This is a genomic window from Collinsella aerofaciens, assembly GCF_018785265.1.
Classification (GTDB): Bacteria; Actinomycetota; Coriobacteriia; order Coriobacteriales; family Coriobacteriaceae; genus Collinsella; species Collinsella aerofaciens_AI.
This window is the reverse complement of record NZ_WQPK01000002.1, coordinates 1-23,057: the sequence shown is the minus strand read 5'-3', so window position 1 is coordinate 23,057 and position 23,057 is coordinate 1. Positions and strand designations below refer to the sequence as shown.

Sequence of the window (23,057 nt, the reverse complement as noted above, 5' to 3'; positions counted from 1 at the left end):
GTAGAGCAAAAGTCAGCGAAAGCCCGCCAGAGCGAGCAAGGTGCCTTGAAGCGAGGCGGCATTGACCTTCTGGCCATGCCGTCGAAGCTGAAAGGCAGATTGCCGCTCTGACGGGCTTGCAGCGTCGAGTCGTTACGCGGTTTGGTAAAACGCCGTAACTCTAAATACGCTCTGCGATCTCGTGGATGAGGTAGTCGGTCTTTTCCCAGCCCAGGCACGGATCGGTGATCGACTTGCCAAAGACGCCGCCATCGACCGGCTGGTTGCCGTCCTCAAGGTAGGACTCGATCATAAAGCCCTTGACCAGCTTGGAGATGGACTCGTTGCGGCGGCAGCTGTCGAGTACCTCCTTGCAGATGCGGTACTGCTCCAGCGGACGCTTGCCCGAGTTGTCATGGTTGCAGTCGATAACCGCTGCCGGATTGGCGTAGCCGGCATGCTCGGTATAGCGCTCGGCCAGGCGCTCCAGGTGCTCGTAGTGGTAGTTGGGGTAGGTGCGCCCATCGAGACCGATGTAGCCACGCATGACGGCGTGTGCGAGCGGGTTGCCGTCGCACTCGACCTCCCAGTTGCGGAAGATAAAGCTCTGGTGCGCCTGCGCGGCGTAAATGGAGTTGAGCATAACGGTGGTAGAGCCGGCAGTGGGATTCTTCATGCCGACGGGCACCGAAATGCCGCTCGACACCAGGCGATGCTCCTGGTTCTCGACCGAGCGTGCGCCCACGGCAACATAGCTCAGCAGGTCAACGAGGTACTGGTAGTTGGACGGATAGAGCATCTCGTCGGCGGTGAAGAAGCCTGTTTCCTTAATAACGCGCAGGTGCATATGGCGGATGGCCTTGACGCCCTCGAGCAGGTCGTCGGGAGCCTCGGGGTTGGGGTTGTGCAGCAGGCCCTTGTAGCCGGTGCCCTTGGTGCGCGGCTTATTGGTGTAGACGCGCGGAATGATGATGAGCTTGTCCTTGACCTCCTCGGCGGTCTTGGCCAGTCGGTTCATGTACTCGAGGACCGAATCCTCGCGGTCGGCAGAGCACGGGCCGATGATGAGCACCTTGCGTGCGTCCTCGCCGGTAAAGACTTTGGCGACCTCGGCGTCAAATGCCTGCTTTTTGGCGGTAAGCTCGGCAGAAAGCGGCATTTCCTCGCGGATCTCCATGGGGATCGGCAGCCTGCGTTTGAATTCCATGGCCATAGGGGCCTCCTCAATCTATAGAAAGAGCAATAAGCGTATTGTCGAGTGTTCGGCATTATCCGCTGTCGCACGCTAAAGTGCAAGCCCTTGCCACCCCGAAACCTGCCAAAAGGGACAGGTTTATTTTGGCAGGTTTTATCTGGGTAAACGTCGGCGGATGTCGGGAGGGAGTGGCACCGCGCGCGACCCTAAGGCTGTTGTCGGTTCCCCAGGAAACACCCTGTGGGCAAAAAATGCCAAATATGAGTACGGTTGCTAACCTAGTAACATATCAGTCTAGCAAGATAATAGACAAAGTGAAAAATATGTTCATTAACGTTGGCACACAGAAGCCCGCTAACGGGCGTTTTGATTAATTTGAAGGCGTATAGAGGCCGCAAGGAGGTCGTTTGAGGCGGTTTTGGCTGTTACCAAAAAGGTAACAGTACTCATATTTGCCATTTTTTGCCCACAGGGCTTCGAAGGGGCTGTCAATCAGGTCCCAGGGGAGGCGGCTCAAGGGCCGTAGAACAAAAACGGGGGCGCAGGTTGTCCTGCGCCCCCGTTCTCGGGCGTTATTCGTTCCCTGCGGCAGAATTTACGCCGCCTCGTCGAACTGCGAGTTGTACAGGTCGGCGTAGAAGCCACCCTGGGCGAGCAACTCGTCGTGTGTGCCCTTCTCGACGATGTCGCCGTCGCGGATCACCAAGATCACGTCGGCGTTGCGAATCGTGGACAGGCGATGTGCGATAACAAAGCTGGTGCGGCCTTGCATCAGCGCATCCATGGCACGCTGAATAAGCTCCTCGGTACGAGTGTCAACGTTGGAGGTCGCCTCGTCGAGAATTAGCGCCGGACGGTCGGCCAAAATGGCGCGGGCGATGGTCACGAGCTGGCGCTGACCCTGCGACAGGTTGGTGCCCTCCTCGTTGATCATAAAGTCGTAACCGCCGGCGAGCGTATGGATAAAGTGGTCGCAGCGTGCGGCGCGTGCGGCGGCCTCGACTTCGGCATCGCTTGCATCGGGGCGTCCGTAGCGGATGTTCTCGCGGATCGTGCCGTTAAACAGCCAGGTATCCTGCAGCACCATGGCAAACTCGCCGCGAAGTGCCGCGCGGTCCCAATCGCGCACGTCGACGCCCTCGACACGCAGCGAACCGCCGTCCACATCGTAGAAGCGCTGCAGCAGCTTAATGAGCGTGGTCTTGCCGGCGCCGGTGGGGCCGACGATGGCGATGGTCTGGCCGGGCTGCGCTTCGCAGCTAAAGTCATGGATGATGGTCTTGTCGGGCGTATAGCCAAACTTCACATGGTCAAACTCCACGTGACCGGGGCGCTTCTCGGGGATCTGCGCGTCGGCCTTCTGCTCCTCCTCGGGCGCGGCCAGGAACTCAAAGACGCGCTCGGTGGCAGCGGCCATCGACTGCATCGTGTTGCTCACGTTGCCCAGCTGCTGCACCGGCTGCGTAAAGTTGCGCACGTACTGGATAAAGCTCTGGATGTCGCCGGGCGTGGCATTGCCGGTCAGCGCGAGCTGCGCGCCCACTACGACAACGCCCACGTAACCCATGTTGCCCACCAGGCTCATAAGCGGCATCATCAGGCCCGACAGGAACTGCGAGCGCCAGCCACTAATAAACAGGCGGTCGTTTTGACGGTCGAACTCCTCGATCGAAGCCTCGGCGCGGTCGAACACCTGAATGACGTTCTGGCCGGCAAAATCCTCCTCGATAATGCCGTTGACGGCGCCCAGAACCTGCTGCTGCTCGCGGAAGTACGGCTGCGAGAAGTGAATCATCACCATCAAGATAATCGCGGCGGCCGGCAGCGTGAGCACGGTGACGCCGGTGAGCGGCAGGCTGATCGAAAGCATCATGACGAGCACGCCGATAATCTGCGTGACGGACGTAATAAGCTGCGTCACGCTCTGGTTGAGCGACTGGCCGAGTGTATCGACGTCGTTGGTGATGCGGCTGAGCACATCGCCCTTGCTGTGTCCGTTAAAGTAGCTCATCGGCACGACGGCGATCTTGGCGGCGATCTCCTTGCGCATGCGGTAGCAGATCTTTTGCGTGACACCGGTCATGAGCCAGCCCTGGATCAGGCTGCAGGCAGAGCTCGCCAGATACAGGCAGAGCAAAAAGCCGAGCGTCTTAGCGATCCAGTTAAAGTCGACATCGCCGGTGCCGTTGACCTTGGCAACCAGGCCCTCGAACAGCTTGGTGGTAACCTGACCGAGCATCTTGGGTCCCACAATATTAAAGATGACCGAGCACACGGCAAAGGCGACGGCGGCAAACACGGCAATCTTGTGCTGGCCGATATAGCCGAGCAGCTGCCTCATGGTGCCCTTAAAGTCCTTGGCCTTTTCGCCGCGACGCATGCCGCCCATGCGGCCCATGGGACCACGCTGGCGGGTGGGCTTGGGAATCTGAGCCTTGGTCTCGTCTGCCATTAGCGCTCGCCTCCTTCCATGACGGCTGCAATTTCTTCTTGGGTAAGCCCCAGCTCCTCGGCGGAAAGCTGCGACTGTGCGATCTCCAGGTACGCCGGGCAGCTGCGCAGCAGCTCCTCGTGCGTGCCGGTGCCCACTACGTGGCCGTCGTCGAGCACGATGATCTGGTCGGCGTGCATGATGGTCGCGATGCGCTGGGCCACGACCACGAGCGCGGCGTCGGTAACGTTTTTGGCCAGCTCCTCGCGTAGGCGCGCGTCGGTCTTGTAGTCGAGGGCACTAAACGAGTCATCGAACACCACGACCTCGGGCTTTTTGGCCAACGCGCGGGCGATGGCCAGACGCTGGCGCTGACCACCCGAAACATTGGAGCCGCCCTGGCTGATAGGGGAGTCGTACCCGTCCTCGCGCTCGGCGATAAAGTCCTCCGCCTGGGCGACGCGTGCTGCCTGGCGCATATCCTCGTCACTCACCATGTCGCCGGCAAACTTGAGGTTGCTCTCGACGGTACCCGAGAATAGACGACCCTGCTGCGGAATATAACCGATGCGTCGGCGTAGCTCGGAAAGGGTCATGTCGCGCACGTCGATGCCGTCGAGCGAAATGCTGCCGCCCGTGACGTCGTACAGGCGCGGAATCAGCTGCACGAGCGTGGACTTGCCCGAGCCCGTGGAGCCAATGATGCCGAGCATCTGACCGGCATGCGTGGTGAAGTTCACGCCGCTGATGACATCGGCGCGGGCATCGGGATACTGGAAGCTCACGTCGCGGAAGGTGAGCTCACCGCGCGGCGCGCTGGCCGCGGGCAGTTTGGGCGAGGCGGGGTCGTTGATGCTCGTGGGGCAGGTGATGACCTCTTCCACGCGCTCGGCTGCGACCTCGGCACGGGGCAGGATGACCGAAACCATGGTGAGGATCATAAACGCCATGACGATCTGCATGGTGTAGGAGATAAACGCCATCATGTTGCCGACCTGCATCACGCCGTCGGACACGCCCTGCGCGCCAAACCAGACGATAAGCACGGTGATGCAGTTCATGACAAGCATCATGAGCGGCATCATAAAGCTCATGGCGCGGTTGGTGTAGAGCTGCGTGGTCATCAGGTCGAGCGAAGCCTTGTCAAAACGCTCGAGCTCATGTTCCTCGCGGTTGAACGAGCGGATGGGCATAAGGCCGTCGAGCAGCTCGCGGGCGGTAAGGTTCACGCGGTCCACAAAGCTCTGCATCTTTTTGAACTTGGGCATGGTGAGGCCCATGAGCACGCCGACAACGGCCGAAACCGCGATGATGGCCACGGCGATGGTCCACTCCAGACCGGTGTGGTTGGCCAGGACGCGCATGACGGCGACGATGCCCATGACGGGGGCCATCAGGCACATGCGGATAAACAGGGTTGCGGCCATCTGGATCTGCTGAATATCGTTGGTGCAGCGGGTGATGAGCGAGGCCTGGCTAAACTTGCCCACCTCGGCCGGCGAGAAGTGCATAACCTTGTTGAAGGTCTCGCGACGCAGGTCGCGGGCGATGGAGCAGGCGGTGCGCGACGCCACGGCACCGGTCAGAATGGTGGCGACGAGCGACACCAGGCACAGCCCAAACATCGTGGTCGCCATGTGGCTCAGGTAGGCGTTCTGCACGTCGGCGGGGTCGATGCCCTGTGCCTTGTACTCGTCCTGTACATAGCTCACGGCGCGCTGGGTGACGATGGAGCCCGACATGGAGCCCATTTTGTCCGCCATTTGGTTGGCGCCCTCGACGAGCTTGCTTTGGTCTACCAGACCGCCCTCGACACCCAGGCGCAGGCTCTTCATGGTGATCTTGCCACCGTCGGCATCAATCTGTTTTTGCATGTTCTGCGCCGCAGCGGCCTTCTGCTGCATCTCGGCGAGTTGCTCGGGCGTCATCGCCGCCATCTGCTCGGGCGTGGGCATGGCCTGGGCGCCGCTGTTGTCTTTCTCACCGGACGTGCCCATCATGTCACCCATGGAGTTGGCGTCAATACCCTGGTTGAACGAAAGGACGACAGTCTCGGGCAGGCTCATGATGTCGGCAATCTTGCCGCCGTCGGCACGCTCCTCCTCGGTGCCCTTGTACGTTCGAATGCCGTTATTGTCCGCCTTGCTAAACACGGCCTCCACAGCCTTGGCGTCCTTGGAGCTCATGAAGAGTTCGAGGTCGTCGAGCGATTCGGCGCGAATGGTGTCGGGCACGGGCGAGGCGATGCCGCCTTGCTGCACGCCCACGTCGACGATGTCGCTCATATAGGTAGGCAGCGCCAGATCGGCGTTGCAGCTGATTACGATAAGTACGATAGCTGCGAACAGTGCCAGGATATGTTTTTTAAAGAGCTTGAGAATCCTCACTCGGCATCTCTCCTTTCTTGATTGCGGTCGATAATTTCGTTGGCACGTCTTAGAAGGCGCACCATCTCCTGGGTATCTGTTTCGCCGAGCTGCTCGAGGAAGGCCGCGGTGCGGTCCTCGAATTCCCGGCGTTTGATTTCGATGACCTGGAATCCCTTGTCGGTCACCGTGACGTGTACGCGACGACGGTCGGTCTTTGAGTGCTCGCGCTCGACCCAACCCTTGGCCTCGAGGGCGCGCAGGATATTGGCGATACGGGCGCTCGAGACCCAGGCACGATCGGCGAGTTCGCTCGGCGTGAGCGAGCCGCCGGCGCGCATGAGGGCGCGCATGACGGCCATCTCGCCACCCAGAGCCTGGTCGGCAAAGCGCGAAACGCGCTGGTGCATGCTGCCAAACTCGGTAAAGAGCTGACGCCCAAGCTCATGGAAATCGGTATCTTCCACCGAAAACCCCTAACACTAGAAACTATTTTCGGTGAAAGATGATACCCGCGTATTCGGGTCTCATGCAGTGGGCAATATAAAGAGCGCATAAAGAGTAAAAAATTCAATCGCTGAAGCGTTTCAAAGAACTATTATTCCCGCGGTTAGGCGAGGGGTTGTCACCACCATGACGACTGGGACTCATTTATCGCCACGTGCGATGCTCCAACTTCCCGCAAGGAGACACCTGAATCAAGGGGGTTGGAGTCATGGCATTTGACTTCACGGGCAAAACCGCGATCGTTACCGGCGGCACTCAGGGCATTGGCCTCGAGATTGCCAAGGGCATCGTTGCGGGCGGCGGACACGTCGCGCTCATCGCAAGGAACGCTGCTAAGGGCGAGGCCGCGGTGGCCGAGCTTGGCGAGGGCAACAAGTTCTATCAGCTCGATGTCGCCGATGCACCCAAGGCGCGCGAGACCGTCGAGCAGATTTTTACGGACCTGCCGCAAACCAACATCCTGATCAACTGCGCTGGCGTCATCAGCACCAAGAAGTTCGACGAGATCGATGACACCGAGTGGCGTCGCACCATCGACATCAACCTCAACGGTACCTTCACTATGATGAACGCCGTGTACCCGCACTTTAAGGCGGCCCATGCCGGCACTATCGTCAACGTGAGCTCTGTCGCTGGCAAGATCGGTGGCGGCCTGCTCGGCACCGCGGCCTACGCGAGCTCCAAGGCCGGTGTCAATGGCCTTACCAAGGCGGTCGCCAAGGAGGGCGGTAAGTTCGGCGTCCGCTGCAACGCTGTGTGCCCGTCGCTCACGCTTACCGACATGACCTCGATTCTCTCTGACGAGAACTCTCAGCGCATCATCAACGGTATTCCTCTGGGCCGCGCCGCCCAGGCCAGCGAGCCTGCGCAGATGGTGCTGTTCTTCGCTTCCGACCTCGCCAGCTTCGTGAACGGCGAGATCGGTGACTGCGACGGCGGCATCGTCCTGGACGGGTAATACCCCACGACGATTGTTCGGCGACGGCTCCTGCGACTCGGGACCGTCGCCTTCTTTCTGATATAGGCGCGTGCGGCTACGATTCGCATGCATCCAAAGGAGATATATATATGAGTGAATCGACTGCGGTGGAGGCGCCGGCGGCAAAGGAGCCGTTCTTTAAGATGTCCTCCATCCCGGGTGCCAATATTTTGGTGCCGCTTTTGTTGGGCTGCCTGCTCAACACGCTATTCCCCGACCTGTTCAAAACGCTCGGCAGCTTTACGCTTGGCATGACCCAGCAGGGTGCAGGCCCGCTCGTGGGCGCTTTTTTGCTTATCGTCGGTACGACGATTTCGTTTAAGAGTGCTCCTGCCGCCGCTGCCCGCGGTGCCATCATCATCGCCGTCAAGCAAATCGTGGTCGTTGCCGTGTCGCTGCTCATTCTTTATGTGTTCAACGACAACCTGTTTGGCATCTCTGCCATGGTGATGCTGGCGGCTTGCACCGGCGCCAACAATGCTATGTACGCTGGACTGATGGGCACCATGGGCAACGAGGCCGAGCGTGGCGCTGTCGCAATCACCACGCTCGTTGTCGGCCCTCCGGTCACGATGATCGTGCTCGGCGCTGCCGGCCAGGCTCCGATCGGCTGGTCGCTCGTGGGTGCCATCCTGCCGATCGTCGTCGGCATTATTCTAGGTAACCTGTTCCCCAGCTTTAAGAAGATGATGGCACCGGCACTTTCCGCCGTCATCGTGCTCGTCTTCTTTGCCATGGGCTCGACCATGACCTTTGGCCAGCTCATTAATGGCGGTCTTCCCGGTATTCTGCTCGGCGTGATCTGCTCGGTGGTCTTTGCAATTCCCGTTATCGCGGTCGATAAGCTCACGGGCGGTACGGGTGTCGCAGGTGCGGCCATTTCGAGCTGCGCCGGAGCCAATGTGGCCACGCCTGCTGCCATGGCAAGCGTCAACGAGGCCTTGTACGGTGGCGCCGTGCTCGCGACGGCTACGGCACAGGTTGCCGCCTGCGCAATCGTGACGGCCATTTTGACCCCGCTGGTCACCAGCTGGTGCTACAAGCATTTTGAGGGCCAGCAGAGCAACGGCAAGGCAACGACCGACAAGGCCGCCTCAGCCGCCTAATGCCAAACGGCAATCAAAGCTAAAAACTAGCTACGCCACAGGGCGGCCACGGGGGATCCCGTGGCCGCCCTGCAGTTTCTGTAGGGTCTCTGGGACACTTTACCCTGCTAAAGCTGGCATAACAGCTAGAGCGAACGTCGTACAAAGGCAAGGAAAAATAACATACAAATCGGTGAACGGTAGCTGTCCGCGCTCGCATTTCCTGCGGGTTTGTAAAAAACGCCCTTATGATATAAAAAAAGAAACATATAACAGCCCAGATGGAGAGGGTCGCTATGTTATCCTTCTCAAACGGGTGAAATCTTGGGTTTTGGGTTGTAGTTCCAAGGTGGACAAACGTTTTTCTCTGCACCAACGTGTGGTGAAGAACGGAAGAAGCCGGTAGTGCAAGCCGAACATTCAAGAATTCAATAAGCAGCGGTGTGAGAGAGCGCCGCATAACACGTAACTAGGAGCGTGGTTACACAATGCAGGAGGCATGGGAAGGCTTCAAGGAAGGCATTTGGACGGGAGAGGTTGACGTCCGAGACTTCATCCAGAAGAACTACACCCCCTACGAGGGCGACGAGTCGTTCCTCGTCGGCCCGACCGAGCGTACCAAGGAGCTGTGGGGCGAGGTTCTCGACCTGCTGCTTAAGGAGCGCGAGCAGGGCGGTGTCCTCGATATGGACACCAAGACCGTTACGGGTATCGTGAGCCACCCCGCTGGCTACATCGATAACGCCCACCGCGAGAAGGAGACCATCGTCGGTCTTCAGACCGACAAGCCGCTTAAGCGCGCGCTGCACGTCAACGGTGGTATCCGCATCGCTTGCCAGGCTGCCAGCCAGCACGGCTATAAGGTCGACGAGAACGTTGTCGAGCGCTACACCTTCGAGCGCAAGACCCACAACGCCGGCGTCTTCGATGTTTACACCCCCGAGATGCGTGCTTGCCGCTCGGCTCACATCATCACCGGTCTGCCCGATGGCTATGGCCGCGGCCGCATCATCGGCGACTACCGTCGTGTCGCCCTGTACGGTGTCGACTACCTGATCAAGGACAAGGAGGCCCAGAAGGCTTCCACCCCGACGGTCATGACCGCCGACAACATCCGCGACCGCGAGGAGCTGCAGGAGCAGATCCGCGCCCTCGGCGAGCTCAAGATGATGGCCGAGACCTATGGTTTCGATATTTCCAACCCTGCTACCAACACGCAGGAGGCCATCCAGTGGATGTACTTCGCCTACCTCGCTGCCGTCAAGGAGCAGAACGGCGCCGCTATGTCCATCGGCCGTACCTCCACGTTCATCGACATCTACGCTGAGCGCGACCTTGCCAACGGTACCTTCACCGAGGAGCAGATCCAGGAGTTCGTGGATCACTTCATCATGAAGCTCCGCATGGTCAAGTTTGCCCGTACCCCCGAGTACCAGGCCCTGTTTACTGGCGATCCGCAGTGGGTCACCGAGTCCATCGGCGGCATGGGTGTTGACGGCCGTACGCTCGTTACCAAGATGAGCTACCGCTACCTGCACACGCTCGAGAACATGGGCACCAGCCCCGAGCCCAACATGACCGTTCTGTGGTCGACCCGTCTGCCCGAGAACTTCAAGAAGTTCTGCGCCAAGACTTCTGTCGCCAGCTCCTCGATCCAGTACGAGAACGACGACCTCATGCGCGTTTACCACGGCGACGACTACGGCATCGCCTGCTGCGTGTCCTCCATGCGCATTGGCAAGGAGATGCAGTTCTTCGGCGCCCGTGCCAACCTGGCCAAGTGCCTGCTGTACGCACTCAACGGCGGTGTTGACGAGGTCTCCAAGAAGCAGGTCGGCCCCAAGTATCGCGCCGTCGAGGGCGATACGCTCGATTACGACGACGTTGTGGCCAAGTACAACGACATGATGAAGTGGCTCGCTGGCGTGTACGTCAACTCGCTGAACATCATTCACTACATGCACGACAAGTACTGCTACGAGCGCATCCAGATGGCTCTGCACGACAAGCACGTGCACCGCTGGTTCGCTACGGGCATCGCTGGCCTTTCCGTCGTGGCTGACTCCCTGTCCGCCATCAAGTACGCCAAGGTCCACCCCGTTCGTGACGAGAACGGCATCATCGTCGACTTTGAGACCGAGGGCGAGTTCCCCAAGTACGGTAACGACGACGACCGCGTCGACCAGATCGCTCACGACGTTGTGCACCAGTTCATGGAGTACATCCGCATGAACGACACCTACCGCAACTCCGTGCCCACGACCTCGGTTCTGACCATTACCTCCAACGTCGTGTACGGTAAGAAGACCGGCTCCACGCCCGACGGCCGCAAGGCTGGCCAGCCGTTCGCCCCGGGTGCTAACCCCATGCACAAGCGCGATAGCCACGGTGCCATCGCTTCGCTGTCTTCGGTTTCCAAGCTCCCGTTCCGCGATGCTCAGGACGGCATCTCCAACACCTTCTCCATCATCCCGAGTGCGCTCGGCAAGGAGGACCAGGTGTTCTTTGGCGATATCGACCTTGATCAGCTGGGCGAGTAACTATTGTTAGTGCTATACTAACAATAACGATTACTGATTAGCGCGCCGGTTTCGGCCGGCGCCTATTAATCGAAGGAGACACATTATGAAGGTTTCTGAAGTTTCCGAGACCCAGGCCGATAACCTGGTCCACATGCTCGACGCTTACGCCGAGAAGGGTGGCCACCACCTGAACATCAACGTCTTCAACCGTGAGACGCTGCTTGACGCTCAGGCTCACCCCGAGAAGTACCCGCAGCTGACCATCCGCGTTTCCGGCTATGCCGTGAACTTCCACACGCTCACCAAGGAGCAGCAGGACGAGGTCATTGCGCGTACCTTCCACGACAAGTTCTAAAGGGACTCAACTCCCACCGGAGACCCGGTAAGGCCTACGCACTTTGCCTCTCAAACGTCCTCGCCGCTTCGCGGCTGCGGAATGTTTGCGAGACAAAGTGCTCCCGGCCTTGCCGGGTCTCCTGCGTTGTCGTCCTTTAGGGAACCACGCTAAATTAAATTGGTGTCCTCGGACATGCAAAGAGGCTCGCTGCGCACTTCGTGCGGCGAGCCTCTTTGCGTCCTGCGGAATGTTTTGGGAGGTAGCCCAAACAGCCCCGGCGGGGGTCCTGTGTAGTCACCCTTTAGGCGGAACTCTCCTAATTATTTGGATGAGTCGTTTACTTACTTGTACTGTTACCGTCTTCCCGCTCTTGTTGGGGTATGCTTTGTTCGTATGTAAACGTATGACATGTTGATGGGGGAGGGTGCTATGGCTCGCGAGAGTGCTCGTTCTAAGGATACGGCTAAGCCTGGCATCAAGGAAGTTGCGGCGGTGGCGGGGGTTTCGCCTACTACGGTATCTCGTGTGCTTAATAATCGTGGCTATATTAGCCAAGAGACCCGCGATAAGGTCCATGCCGCGATGAAGCGCATCAACTATACGCCCAACGATATCGCTCGTGCCATGCTCAACGGTCGCCTGAATCTTATCGGTATGATCGTCCCCTATGTCAGCAGTCCGTTTCATGCCCAAGTGGTTCAAGTCATTGAGCATACCCTGGCCGAAAACGGTTTTAAGATGCTGCTGTGCAATAGCGCCAATCGACCCGAGCTTGAGCGCTCTTATATCGACATGCTTCGACGCAATATGGTTGATGGCGTCATCGTCAACTCGCTTAATATCGGTGCCGAGGCGTATGCCGAGATGGGCTTGAGTCTGGTTGGTATCGACTGCGACCTTGGCGAGGCCTCTGTTCAGATTGCGAGCGACAGCTATAGTATCGGCGAACTTGCCACGCGTCGCCTGATCGATGACGGGTGTTCGCGCATCCTGTGCCTGCGCAGCAATAGCCGCATGCGCATGCCTGCCAATAAGCGTACCGATGCCTACCTCGATGTTGTTGAGCAGGCCGGTTTGCCCGCGCTTGTCCGTGAGGTCGAGTTCGTTAAGCCCGACGACGAAAAGAGCGCGGTCGTTGCGAAGATCCTCGATGAGAACCCCGATATTGACGGCATCTTTGCGGGAGACGACACGATGGCGGCTATCTGTCTTAACGTGATGAAGCAGCGCGGCTTGAGCGCTCCGGGCGATATTAAGGTCGTGGGCGCGGATGGTGCCCGCCGCACTATGACGTTTATGCCTGACTTAACAACCGTACGCCAAGATATCGATCGCATCGGAGAGCTCGCGGCGCAATCCATCATTGCTCTTATTAACGGCGAAAAGCCCGAATCGAATATCAAGCTCCCCGTTGAACTCATTGAGGGTAAAACCGCGTAGTTCATCCCGTGCCAAAAGAATTCCTCAAACACCTCTGATGACCGTTCGCCGGCATATGTCAACCGTTTGCCGACGACTGGAACTGCGAAAAGACGTATTGGTGTGAAAACGTTTGACATATGAAAACGATTGACATATCTTGCAGTTGTACCGAGTTAGTATCTCGTGAGAAAGGAAGTCTCGGATGCACAAGGTGTATTACCAGCCTGAGGGAATTTGGGTAGGCGACATCATGCCGTACGGCGAGGACGGCACGTTCTATCTCTATCATCAGCGTGACACGCGTAACCCCGGACCTTTCGGAGAGCCGTTTGGCTGGGCACTCGCTACGACCAAGGACTTCGTCAATTACAAAGACTTTGGCGAGAGCCTTGAGCGTGGCGGCGACGAGGAAGTCGACCAGTATGTTTATGCCGGCACGGTGTTTAAGGTGGGCGACAAGTACCATGCGCTCTACACTGGTTGCAATCGCGATAAGGTCCGCGCACGCTTGATGAAGCAGGTTCTTCTTCACGCAACGAGTGACGACGCCGTCAAGTGGGAGAAGAACATCGCCGAGACGCTGCTTCCGCCCCAGGAAGGTTACGATGACCGCAACTGGCGCGATCCCTTTGTGCTTTGGGATGAGGAGAACGAAGAGTACATGCTCATCCTCGGCACGCGCGTGGGCGAGGACAAGCGTCTGATGACCGGGCGTCTGGTCAAGTTCACCTCCAAGGACCTGGATACCTGGGAGTTCCAGGGCGACTGGTGGAATCCGGGCCTTTACACCATGTTCGAGATGCCTGATCTCTTTAAGATGGGCGACTGGTGGTATCTGGTGTTCTCCGAGTACAGTGATGGCAACAAGACCCGTTACCGCATGTCTCGCTCCATCAACGGTCCTTGGATCACTCCTGCTGACGATTCCTTCGATGGCCGCGCGTACTATGCCGCGCGTACCGCATTTGACGGCGAGCGCCGCGTTCTCTTTGGTTGGGTTCCTACGCGTGACGAGGGCGGCGACCCCAGCTCTTACCTGTGGGGTGGCACCTTTATGCCCCTCGAGATCGTTCAGCGTGCCGACGGAACGCTCGGCACCAAGCTTCCTGACAGCATGCTTGGCGCCTTTGGCGAGGCTAAGGCAGTCGAGACCTTTGAGCTCTCCTGCGAGTCGGGCAAGGTCGAGCAGGTGCTCGCCGCGGATGCCGGTTCCACCTATATGCTCGATGCCGACATCGAGCTCGCCGGTGACGCTGCCGGCTTCTCGGTGAAGCTTGCCGAGGACGCCGAGTCCGGTCTTGCCTATGAGTTCCGCGCCAACCTGCGTGAGGGCAAGCTCGAGTTTACGGCGGCCCCCCAGTATCCGTGGTTCCAGGTCAACAACATGGGCCTCGAGCGTCCGTTGTTCTTTAAGGGCGAGGGCACTCATCATGTGCGCCTGGTCGTTGACGACGATATCGCGACCATCTTTGTCGATGATGTTGCGCTTAACGCTCGATTCTGCAATAAGCAGGGCCAGGGTGTGGCGCTGACGGTCACCGACGGTACGCTTAAGTGCGCAAATGCAACGATCGCGTCTCTGTAATGGCATCAAAACGTCTTATGATTTCGTAAAGGAATGGAGAGGAACATGGACTACAAAGTAGTGTCTCAGCAAGTCGTCGATAACGTCGGCGGTCTGGAGAACATCGAGGGCGCCACGCATTGCGTTACGCGTCTGCGTCTGGTGCTCAAGGATACGAGCAAGTACAACAAGGCCGAGCTCGAGAACATCGATGGCGTCAAGGGCGTGCTGTACAACAGCGGCCAGCTCATGATCATCTTCGGTACCGGTACCGTCAACAAGGTCTACGATGAGTTTATGGCTCTGACGGGCGTTAAGGAGATCAGCGCTTCCGAGGTCAAGGGCGCCGAGGCGGACAAGAAGGGCAAGTTCTTCTCGGTCCTCAAGGTATTCTCGGACATCTTTATCCCCATCATTCCCGCTTTCGTCGGCGCTGCTATCATCATCGGCCTTAAGTCGCTGATCGTTGCCAACGGCCTCTTTGGCATGGAGGGCAGCCTCGCCGATCACAGCGAATTCCTCAAGAACCTCGCAAGCTTCTTTGCCATTATCGCCACCACCTTCGACTACCTGCCTGTCCTGGTTATGTACAGCGCGGTCAAGCGTTTTGGCGGTAACCCGATCCTGGGCATCCTCGTCGGTATCGTCATGGTTCACCCGAGCCTTATGAACCGTAACACGTTCGTTATGGACCCGACGGGTGCTGAGTACTGGAACTTCGGTCCGCTCTCCATTCCCATGGTTGCTTTCCAGGGCGGCGTGTTCCCTGCAATCCTGACTGCCTGGTTTATGGCCAAGGTCGAGAAGATTGCCCAGAAGTACATCCCCGAGGTCGTTTCGTTCGTCTTTGTCCCGACCGTTACCCTGATTCTTGCTAACGTCGCCCTGTTCACCGTGTTCGGCCCGCTCGGCAACCTGATCGGCGACGTCCTCGCCGGCGTAATCGATATCCTGTACAACAGGATGGGCGTCTTTGGTGCCTTTGTCTTCGCCGCGTTCCTGCAGCCGCTTGTCGTTACCGGTACGCATCAGTTCATCCAGGGTATCGAGGCAAACCTCGTTGCCACGACTGGCTTCAACTACATCCAGGCCATCTGGTCGGTTTCCATCATCGCCCAGGGTGGAGGCGCCATCGGCATGTACCTCATTCATAAGAAGCATTCCAAAGAGCGCAACATCTGCATGTCGTCCTTTATCCCGACGCTGGTCGGAATCTCCGAGCCCGCTATCTTCGCTGCAAACATGCGCTACTCGATCATTCCGTTCATCTGCGCATGCATCGGTGCAGGCTGCGGCGGTGCCTTCGTCAAGCTCTTTGAGGTGCGCGCCATCGGTCAGGGTCTGACCGGCGTGCTTGGCCTGCTCATCGTTACGCCCGAGACGCTCGTGTGGTATGTGGCTGGCAATCTCATCGCCTTCATCGTGCCGATCGTCTTGATCTTTGCCTACAACAAGGCAAAGGGCGTGCCGACCACCGATGAAGAGGGCGCTGGCGCTGGCTTCGACGTTAGCTTCTAGTTGGGCCGTTCAGCGTAATGTGCGGATAAGTCCATTTGGGGAAGGGCGTTCGGCTCGTGTGAGTCGAGCGTCCTTTCCTATAGACGAGAAGGTCAATGGCGATGTTTAATCAAAAAAACAAGGTGATGCGTGCGGACTATGAGCAGTGGCGTGCCGGACAGGATGAGACGGCGGCTCGCATCGCGTCCGACCCCGATAGGCTTTTGTTCCATGTGGAGCCTGAGCTTGGTTGGCTCAACGACCCCAATGGTTTGGTTCAGATTGGTGATACGTATCACATCTATCATCAATACGATCCGTTCGATGCTGCGCATGGCGGTCCAGTGCTTTGGAACCATCTGACGACAAAGGATTTTGTGACGTACGAGAATCACGGTCCCGTGCTGTTCCCCGATTCCGATTTGGATTCGAGTGGAGCGTATTCTGGTTCTGCCTTTGTACGTGATGGCAAGATTCACTACTTCTATACCGGCAACGTTAAGCATTTTGACCGTGATGATTACGACTACGTGTTGACGGGCCGTGAGCAAAACCAGATTCATATGGTTGCCGAGAATCCCGACGAATTGGGCGAGAAGCGCATAGCTGTTGGGCCGGTCGATTACCCCGACGATATCGGTACGCACGTGCGCGACCCCAAGATCCTTGAACACGACGGTATCTACTACATGGTTCTGGGCGCTCGTACGAAAGACGACCGTGGCTGCGTGCTTGTCTATACCTCGCGCAATCTTGAGAACTGGAGCTATGCGACGCGCATTGAGTTAGGCGAGAAGTTTGGCTTTATGTGGGAGTGCCCCGATCTGTTTGAGCTCGATGGCGAGCTTATTCTCGTTTGCTGTCCGCAGGGTGTGCCTGCCGATGGTTGGCGTTACCGCAATCCGCATCAGTGCGTGTGGTTCCCCATCGAGGCCGATTGGGAGGCGCCGAGCTTTAAAATCGTCGGGAAGGGCATGCCCCCGATGGTCGATGCCGGTTTTGATTTCTATGCTCCGCAGTCCTTTGAGGATGCTGCAGGCCGGCGATTGATGATCGGATGGTCGGGTTGCCCCGATGCGACGGCGGAAAACCCGACGGTGGCGCGCGGGTGGCAGTGCGCGTTGACGGTGCCGCGAGAGCTGAGCATGCGCGATGGTAAGCTCTGCCAGCAGCCGGCGCACGAGATTGAGAGGATGCGCGGCGACTGCGTTCGCACGACAGGCGGTGAAACCGTTGAGGAGCCGGGCCGCCTGTTTGATCTCGTGGTTTCCTGTGAGGGCGCCAAGATGGTTGAGCTCGAGATTCGCAAGGGTGTCTTTGTGCGCTATGCGGACGGGATGCTTACCCTCGACATGGGTGACGAAGGCTATGGGCGCGACCAGAGGTCGATTGAGCTCGGCGAGCTTCGCGACCTGCGCGTGCTTTCGGACACTACGATGGTCGAGATTTTTGCCAACGGCGGTGAGGCGGCACTTACGAGCCGTACCTATTCGTCGGCGGTTCCGGCGATGGCGCTGCACGCCGAGGGTGCGGCGTCGATGGATTTCTACCGCCTCGCTCATTAACCGTGCATGGAGCACGATTGGACTTGTTGGGCGGAATGTGTCGCAGTTGCCGCGGCCAACTACCGTTTATCGCGTATAGTGACCGTTTGCGGAATAAGTAACACTCCTTAATAAACCGTGTAGAATCTCAGATTAGCACGGAGTTTTCCAGGGAGACGCTGTCCTTTGTTGTGTGCAAGGGACGGCGTCTCTTTGGCGCTTGGACGCTGTTGTGCAACAGTGCGGCGGCGCGTGCCATGTATTGAAAAGCCAATGTTGAGATGGGTCGTGATATTAATGAGCAAGTACGTAATCGTGGTTGAGTCTGGTTCGGATGTGACGCCGGAGCTTTGCGAACGCTACGGTATCGTGCGCGTGCCTATGCATGTCACGATTGGTGACGAGACCGTCGAGGACGGCTCGATCGATCCGCTCGAGATTTACTCGCGCTGCAACGAGTTTGGCGTAATGCCCAAGACCAGTGGCTGCGCGCCTGCGGATTTTGCGCACGTATATGACCGCATCCATGCCGAGCAGCCCGATGCGACCATTCTGCATCTTGCGTACTCCGAGGCCACGACCTGCTCGCATCAATCATCGAAGATCGCCGCCAAGGGTCGCGATTACGTCTACTCCATGGACACGCGCTTTGTTTCGGTAGGCCAGTCGCTCGTTGTCGTCGAGACCGCCAAATACATCGAGGCTCACCCCGATGCCACCGTCGACGAGATCTTTGCATTTACGAATTTCGTCATGGACCGCGTGCTGTTGGGCTTTGTCCCAACCGATCTCGCCTTCCTTAAGGCCGGCGGTCGTTTGTCCAACGTGGCATTCCTCGGTGCCCATCTGCTCAAGATTAAGCCCTGCATTGAGGTGACGGGTGGTAAGTTCGTGGCGACCAAGAAGTTCCGCGGTTCTATGCTTAAGTGCGCCCGTGCCTTTATTGATCATATGGTAGAGAAGGGCGAGATCGACTACTCGCATATTGGCCTGGCGTATTCGGTGGGTCTTTCCGAGGAGTTGCGCGACGACATGGAAGTCTATGCACACGATCTTGGCTTTAAGGACGTTACCTGGACTCAGGTCGGCGGCGTCATCTCGAGCCACTGCGGCCCTACTGCTTTCGGCGCGGTGCTCACGCTTAGGGCATAAGGTCTGGCGTCTATCGATATCTATTGCCTCGGCGGCGGGCGGGTTGTGACAACCTTCCCGCCGCTTTTGCGTGGAGTCAAATAGGACAACCCAATTGACCGCTAAACCGTTTTGTCATCATGCGTATGGGATAGAATGTCTCTGGCATTTATGTAGCTAAAACCAAAGAGAGGCAAGGTAGCGGGAATGGCTGAGATGACGCTCGAGGGTGTGGACGCTCGTCCCGAGGACTCTGCGTTTGCCCTGGGCCGCGTACATTCGATTGAGACGATGGGAACGGTCGACGGACCCGGCATCCGCTTTGTGGTGTTTGTTCAGGGCTGCCCCATGCGCTGCGCGTATTGCCACAATCCCGATACCTGGTCGGTCAACGGCGGCACGATGGTGACCGTCGAGCACCTCATGGATGAGTTCCAGAGTAACCACGAGTTCTATCGCAGCGGCGGAATTACGGTGTCCGGCGGCGAGCCGCTCCTACAGCCTGAGTTTTTGGCCGACCTGTTCCGTGCAATGCACAACAACCCCGATGGCCGCGTGCATACCTGCTTGGACAGCTGCGGCTATGCGTTCGATCCCAACCACCCCGAGAAGTTCGATGCCGTTCTCAACGAGACCGACATGGTGCTGCTCGACATCAAGCATGCCGATCCGGCTGAGCATAAAAAGCTGACCGGCTGCGATCCTGCACGTATCCTGGCGTTTGGCGATGAGCTGGCGCGACGCAGGATCAAGGTCGTTATCCGTCACGTGGTGGTGCCGGGCATTACCGACACGGTGGAGGAGTGCGAGGCACTCGGTCGCCTGATTGCCCCGTGGCATAACGTGGTGGGCTTGGAAATGCTGCCGTATCACACGATGGGTGTCGTCAAGTACGAGCAGCTGGGGATTCCCTATAAGCTCGAGGGCGTGCCCCAGATGGATACCGCGCGCATGCCCGAGCTGCGCAACGCTGTCATGACGGGCATGAAAAAGCGCCGCGCGGAACTCAAAAACGCCATCGGCTAGCGAGCCATTTTCGCTCTCCAAGGGCACTCATTGGGGACAGACTTAAATGAGCGCCCCCGGGCACCTAGTTGATTGCTAAAGAGCCCCGTCAAGGTGCGGTGGAATAGTTCTTGTTTTTAGGCCCATGTCGCCCAAACAGGAACCATTTCACCGCAACTTCGTTTTGGGTAGAGATGCGCGACAGAATCGTGCCATTTGGATAAATACGCTTGTGGTTTCTTTAAAGACACCTTAAACGCCGCTGAATATCTTTGGAAAGAAATGCCTGCTCGGTATCATGCTGCTCGTATATTAACGGTGGCAGTCAGGAGACCACGTGCGAAACATCGCATCGCGGGATGAGTATGTGCCGCAGCATAGCAGCAGATATGAGACGAAGGGCACGTCTTTGCGTGGCCTTGCCGACGCTCGCATTCGCGGGGCGAAGATTGCCGCCATAGGAATGTTAGCGTTAGCGGTCATTATCCTCGGAATTACCGCTAAAATCTACGCGTCGGAGCGAATGGCACATTCAGATGCGTCAACGGTACAGACGCAAAACAAAAAGGTCCCTGAATCTAAAGTCACCGCAAGTCAAACCCTGTCGACAGCGAACCTCAAGACGGGGCTTTCGAAGCCGGACTTTAACGATATTCCCTCAGGCGATACCGTGCAGACCTTCTCACTGGTTGATGACCAGATCCTCGCCCTGGAGGATGAGAACCTCGCCGCACTCCAGAATGCGCTTGACCAGGCGCAGGAGCTGGGCGATGCGGGCGTGGTGTTTTACGACCTGTCGAGCGGTAAGGGCGTGACGTATAACGCCGATGTCGAGGTGTATGGAGCGAGCAGCTACAAAGCGCTGTATGCGCTCTATATTTGCGAGACGTTGGTCGAATCGGGGCAGGTGCCGCTCGATGGGCCTTTAGCCACGTATGGTGGTTACAGCATGGGCTGGCAGACGGTGCGCGACCTTATCGAGAATGCCGTCGTCAACTCAGACAACGATTCGTTTATCGCGTTACGCGCGGCGTTTGACCATGATGGCTATGAGGATTGGATTGCCAATCTGGGTGTTGATGACGAAACGGCACTGGATCCGATGAGTGATTTTCCGACCTACTGCCCGCGCACTTCTGCGAGGTTATGGCGTGAGATGAGCGAGTATCTGAGCATGGATACCGAGACTTCACAGTGGTTGTCGGGCCTTCTGGCATCAACATCGCGCTCGTTTATTCGCGATGGCATTGCGGACGAGCAGGTTTTGGTGCGCAACAAGGCAGGCTGGATTAGCGAGGATGGTTACTATTCGACATGCGATGCAGGCCTCATCGACATCGATGGCCGTACCTATGTCATGAGCGTCATGACATCGATGCCATGGAGTGACCGTTCGAGCGAGGTTACGGCTGCGATTGCAAAGGCTCTGTTTGATACGCGAGCTGCACTGGCTTAGCGTGTTCGTTTGACGAGGTCAAACAAAATGCTGGTACCATACCGTGGTTGAGAATTTCGAATAGGTTTGGGGAATGGTATGACTACCATCGCGATTATCGGTGCGCTCGAAAAAGAGATCATGCAGATTAAGGGAGAGCTGAGCGACGTTTGCGAGGCACGGGAGGCAGGCTTGACCGTTGTGAGCGGTGAGCTCGACGGCCTGACAGTTGTCGCCACAACGGCGGGCATGGGCACGGTGAACGCCGCCGCTGCAACACAGCACCTCATTAGCAAGTATGCTCCGCAGGCTGTTGTGTTTTCGGGCATTGCGGGCGGTTTGAACCCCAAGCTCCATATCGACGATGTGGTCATTGGCAAACGCCTACGCTATCTGGATACCGATACCGCGCTTATCGCCGAGTCCGCACCGGGGCTCGAGGAGTTTGGCTCGACGCCCGCGCTGGTCGATATTGCCGCCGACGTGCTTGCTGAGCGTGGGTTTGTTGACGCTTCGAAAAATGCAGTCGCTTCGAACGAGGGCACCAAGCAGTTCCTGGTTGGCACGATTGCCACGGGTAACCGCTTTGTGACGGGCGTCACCATGCGCAACGACGCTATCGAGGCGACGCATGCCGATTGTGTCGGCATGGAGGGCGCGGCAATTGCCCATGTCGCAACCAAAAATGGTGTCGATTGCCTGGTGTTGCGCGCTATCAGCGATAATTGTGACGAGGCGTACGATGCAATTTGCGAGCGCGAGTTCGATTTGTTCGAGTACGCGCGTGTCGCAAGTGACATCACGCTCGATATCGTCCGCCGCATTGCCGCTGCGCAATAGCGCGTCTATTTGTAAGAACCTACGACCAAGGAGTGTCCATGGCCGATTCCATTAACTATCAGCTTGCCAAGTTCGTTGCCAGCTACGGCAAGGTTTCGCAGATTCCCGAGTCAACCTGTCCCGAGGTGAGCTTCGTCGGCCGCTCCAACGTGGGCAAGTCGTCGATTATGAACAAGCTCTTTGGCCGCAAGAACCTGGTCAAGGTTTCCAGCACGCCGGGCAAGACGAGCAACATCAACTTCTTTGAGGCCGACGACGTGCATTTCGTGGACCTGCCGGGTTACGGTTTCGCCCGTCGTTCCAAGGCCGAGCGCGACCGTTGGGCCGAGCTCATTGGCGATTTCTTTGACTCCGAGCGCAGCTTTAACTTGGTCGTCTCTCTGGTGGATATCCGCCACGACCCCAGCAAGCTCGACCACGACATGATCGACTACCTACAGGGCAACGAGTTCAACTTTATCGTCTGCCTCACCAAGGCCGACAAGCTCAGCCGCACCCAGCAGGCCCGCCAGACAGCAGCCATCAAAAAGCAGCTCAACGTCCCGGCCGAAAACGTAATCATCACAAGCTCCCAAACCGGCACCGGCATCGACGAACTAAAAAAGCGCATCGCCGAGGCCTGCCTCTAGTCAGGCTGCAGCCCTTCAAAAGCTCCTATCTATATCACCTCAGTGATAGTTATTGGTAAACTATCGCTGGGGTGATATTTTTTAGGAGGTCGATATGGAGCTTTGGCACGGGTCGGAGGTTGTTGTCGAGCATCCATCGTTGGATAAATGCAGGCAATTCAATGACTATGGGCGCGGGTTTTATTGCACACCGCATGAGGAAATGGCAATGGAGTGGGCATGTCGGACCGAGTCTGATGGCATTGCCAATCGATATGAGCTTGATTTAGATGGCCTTGCGATTTTGGATTTGGAATCAGGTGAGTTCTCGATTCTCAACTGGCTTGCAATTCTGGCGAATAACAGAGAGTTCAATGTTTCAACGCCAGTAGCACGCGAGGGGCTTCGTTATCTGCTGGATAACTGCCTGATTGATATTTCTCCCTATGACGTTATTCGAGGCTATCGTGCAGACGATTCCTATTTCTCGTTTGCAAGACAGTTTGTCAACGGCATGATCTCGCTCAGGCGGATCGCGTCGAAAATGTTGGTGTAAGGGTGACGCTCTAGCGCCCGTTTAACGAAGAACGGCCTTCGTCCTAGAATCTGA

The 23,057-nt window shown here is 57.7% G+C and carries 18 protein-coding genes; 14 read left to right on the top strand and 4 right to left on the bottom strand.

What is annotated here, in order from left to right; translation table 11 throughout:
- Nucleotides 1-160 precede the first annotated feature (160 nt).
- The 4 genes from GPK42_RS00130 to GPK42_RS00115 all read right to left on the bottom strand — a co-directional run bounded on the left by GPK42_RS00130 (nucleotide 161) and on the right by GPK42_RS00115 (nucleotide 6,438).
- Complete coding sequence (locus tag GPK42_RS00130) at nucleotides 161-1,192, bottom strand: 3-deoxy-7-phosphoheptulonate synthase (protein WP_117821377.1); 1,032 nt, start codon at nucleotides 1,190-1,192, stop codon at nucleotides 161-163.
- A gap of 577 nt (nucleotides 1,193-1,769) precedes the next feature.
- Nucleotides 1,770-3,626 carry an ABC transporter ATP-binding protein gene (locus GPK42_RS00125; protein ID WP_215692654.1) on the bottom strand — a complete coding sequence of 619 codons (1,857 nt, stop codon included), beginning with the start codon at nucleotides 3,624-3,626 and terminating at the stop codon, nucleotides 1,770-1,772.
- Nucleotides 3,626-5,992 carry an ABC transporter ATP-binding protein gene (locus tag GPK42_RS00120; protein WP_215692652.1) on the bottom strand — a complete coding sequence of 789 codons (2,367 nt, stop codon included), beginning with the start codon at nucleotides 5,990-5,992 and terminating at the stop codon, nucleotides 3,626-3,628. The genes GPK42_RS00125 and GPK42_RS00120 overlap by 1 nt, the downstream gene beginning before the upstream one ends.
- Nucleotides 5,989-6,438 carry a MarR family winged helix-turn-helix transcriptional regulator gene (locus tag GPK42_RS00115; protein WP_050766108.1) on the bottom strand — a complete coding sequence of 150 codons (450 nt, stop codon included), beginning with the start codon at nucleotides 6,436-6,438 and terminating at the stop codon, nucleotides 5,989-5,991. The genes GPK42_RS00120 and GPK42_RS00115 overlap by 4 nt, the downstream gene beginning before the upstream one ends.
- Nucleotides 6,439-6,686: 248 nt before the next feature.
- Between GPK42_RS00115 and GPK42_RS00110 the strand changes: the two genes are divergently transcribed.
- The 14 genes from GPK42_RS00110 to GPK42_RS00045 all read left to right on the top strand — a co-directional run bounded on the left by GPK42_RS00110 (nucleotide 6,687) and on the right by GPK42_RS00045 (nucleotide 23,003).
- Nucleotides 6,687-7,436: an SDR family NAD(P)-dependent oxidoreductase gene (locus tag GPK42_RS00110; protein ID WP_006234857.1), complete on the top strand. Its 750-nt coding sequence runs from the start codon at nucleotides 6,687-6,689 to the stop codon at nucleotides 7,434-7,436.
- Nucleotides 7,437-7,546: 110 nt separating this feature from the next.
- Nucleotides 7,547-8,563, top strand: coding sequence for a 2-keto-3-deoxygluconate permease (locus GPK42_RS00105; protein ID WP_195240566.1), 1,017 nt, complete (start codon nucleotides 7,547-7,549; stop codon nucleotides 8,561-8,563).
- 467 nt (nucleotides 8,564-9,030) lie between these two features.
- Entirely contained in the window at nucleotides 9,031-11,082 is a 2,052-nt protein-coding gene (gene pflB, locus GPK42_RS00100; RefSeq protein WP_035137643.1) for a formate C-acetyltransferase, read from the top strand.
- An 85-nt stretch (nucleotides 11,083-11,167) separates the two neighbouring features.
- Complete coding sequence (gene grcA3 / locus GPK42_RS00095; RefSeq protein ID WP_006234861.1) at nucleotides 11,168-11,419, top strand: autonomous glycyl radical cofactor GrcA3; 252 nt, start codon at nucleotides 11,168-11,170, stop codon at nucleotides 11,417-11,419.
- Between the two features lie 411 nt (nucleotides 11,420-11,830).
- A complete protein-coding gene (locus GPK42_RS00090) occupies nucleotides 11,831-12,841 on the top strand; it encodes a LacI family DNA-binding transcriptional regulator (protein ID WP_225093894.1) in 1,011 nt (336 codons plus the stop codon).
- Nucleotides 12,842-13,025: 184 nt separating this feature from the next.
- Nucleotides 13,026-14,408, top strand: coding sequence for a family 43 glycosylhydrolase (locus tag GPK42_RS00085; RefSeq protein WP_215692650.1), 1,383 nt, complete (start codon nucleotides 13,026-13,028; stop codon nucleotides 14,406-14,408).
- 45 nt (nucleotides 14,409-14,453) lie between these two features.
- A complete protein-coding gene (locus GPK42_RS00080; protein ID WP_040358954.1) occupies nucleotides 14,454-15,905 on the top strand; it encodes a PTS transporter subunit EIIC in 1,452 nt (483 codons plus the stop codon).
- Nucleotides 15,906-16,006: 101 nt separating this feature from the next.
- Entirely contained in the window at nucleotides 16,007-17,449 is a 1,443-nt protein-coding gene (locus GPK42_RS00075) for a glycoside hydrolase family 32 protein (protein WP_215692648.1), read from the top strand.
- 276 nt (nucleotides 17,450-17,725) lie between these two features.
- Complete coding sequence (locus GPK42_RS00070; protein ID WP_252199991.1) at nucleotides 17,726-18,580, top strand: DegV family protein; 855 nt, start codon at nucleotides 17,726-17,728, stop codon at nucleotides 18,578-18,580.
- Between the two features lie 186 nt (nucleotides 18,581-18,766).
- On the top strand, nucleotides 18,767-19,585 hold the full coding sequence (gene pflA, locus GPK42_RS00065) for a pyruvate formate-lyase-activating protein (RefSeq protein ID WP_195362210.1): 819 nt from the start codon (nucleotides 18,767-18,769) through the stop codon (nucleotides 19,583-19,585).
- A gap of 316 nt (nucleotides 19,586-19,901) precedes the next feature.
- Nucleotides 19,902-21,020, top strand: coding sequence for a serine hydrolase (locus tag GPK42_RS00060; protein ID WP_215692644.1), 1,119 nt, complete (start codon nucleotides 19,902-19,904; stop codon nucleotides 21,018-21,020).
- Between the two features lie 78 nt (nucleotides 21,021-21,098).
- Nucleotides 21,099-21,839: a 5'-methylthioadenosine/S-adenosylhomocysteine nucleosidase gene (gene mtnN / locus GPK42_RS00055; RefSeq protein ID WP_215692642.1), complete on the top strand. Its 741-nt coding sequence runs from the start codon at nucleotides 21,099-21,101 to the stop codon at nucleotides 21,837-21,839.
- Between the two features lie 38 nt (nucleotides 21,840-21,877).
- The gene (gene yihA, locus GPK42_RS00050; RefSeq protein WP_215692640.1) at nucleotides 21,878-22,468 is read left to right on the top strand and encodes a ribosome biogenesis GTP-binding protein YihA/YsxC; all 591 of its coding nucleotides are present in this window, start codon (nucleotides 21,878-21,880) and stop codon (nucleotides 22,466-22,468) included.
- A 94-nt stretch (nucleotides 22,469-22,562) separates the two neighbouring features.
- Nucleotides 22,563-23,003 (top strand): DUF3990 domain-containing protein, encoded by a 441-nt coding sequence (locus GPK42_RS00045; protein ID WP_215692638.1) that lies wholly within the window; start codon nucleotides 22,563-22,565, stop codon nucleotides 23,001-23,003.
- Nucleotides 23,004-23,057 lie beyond the last annotated feature (54 nt).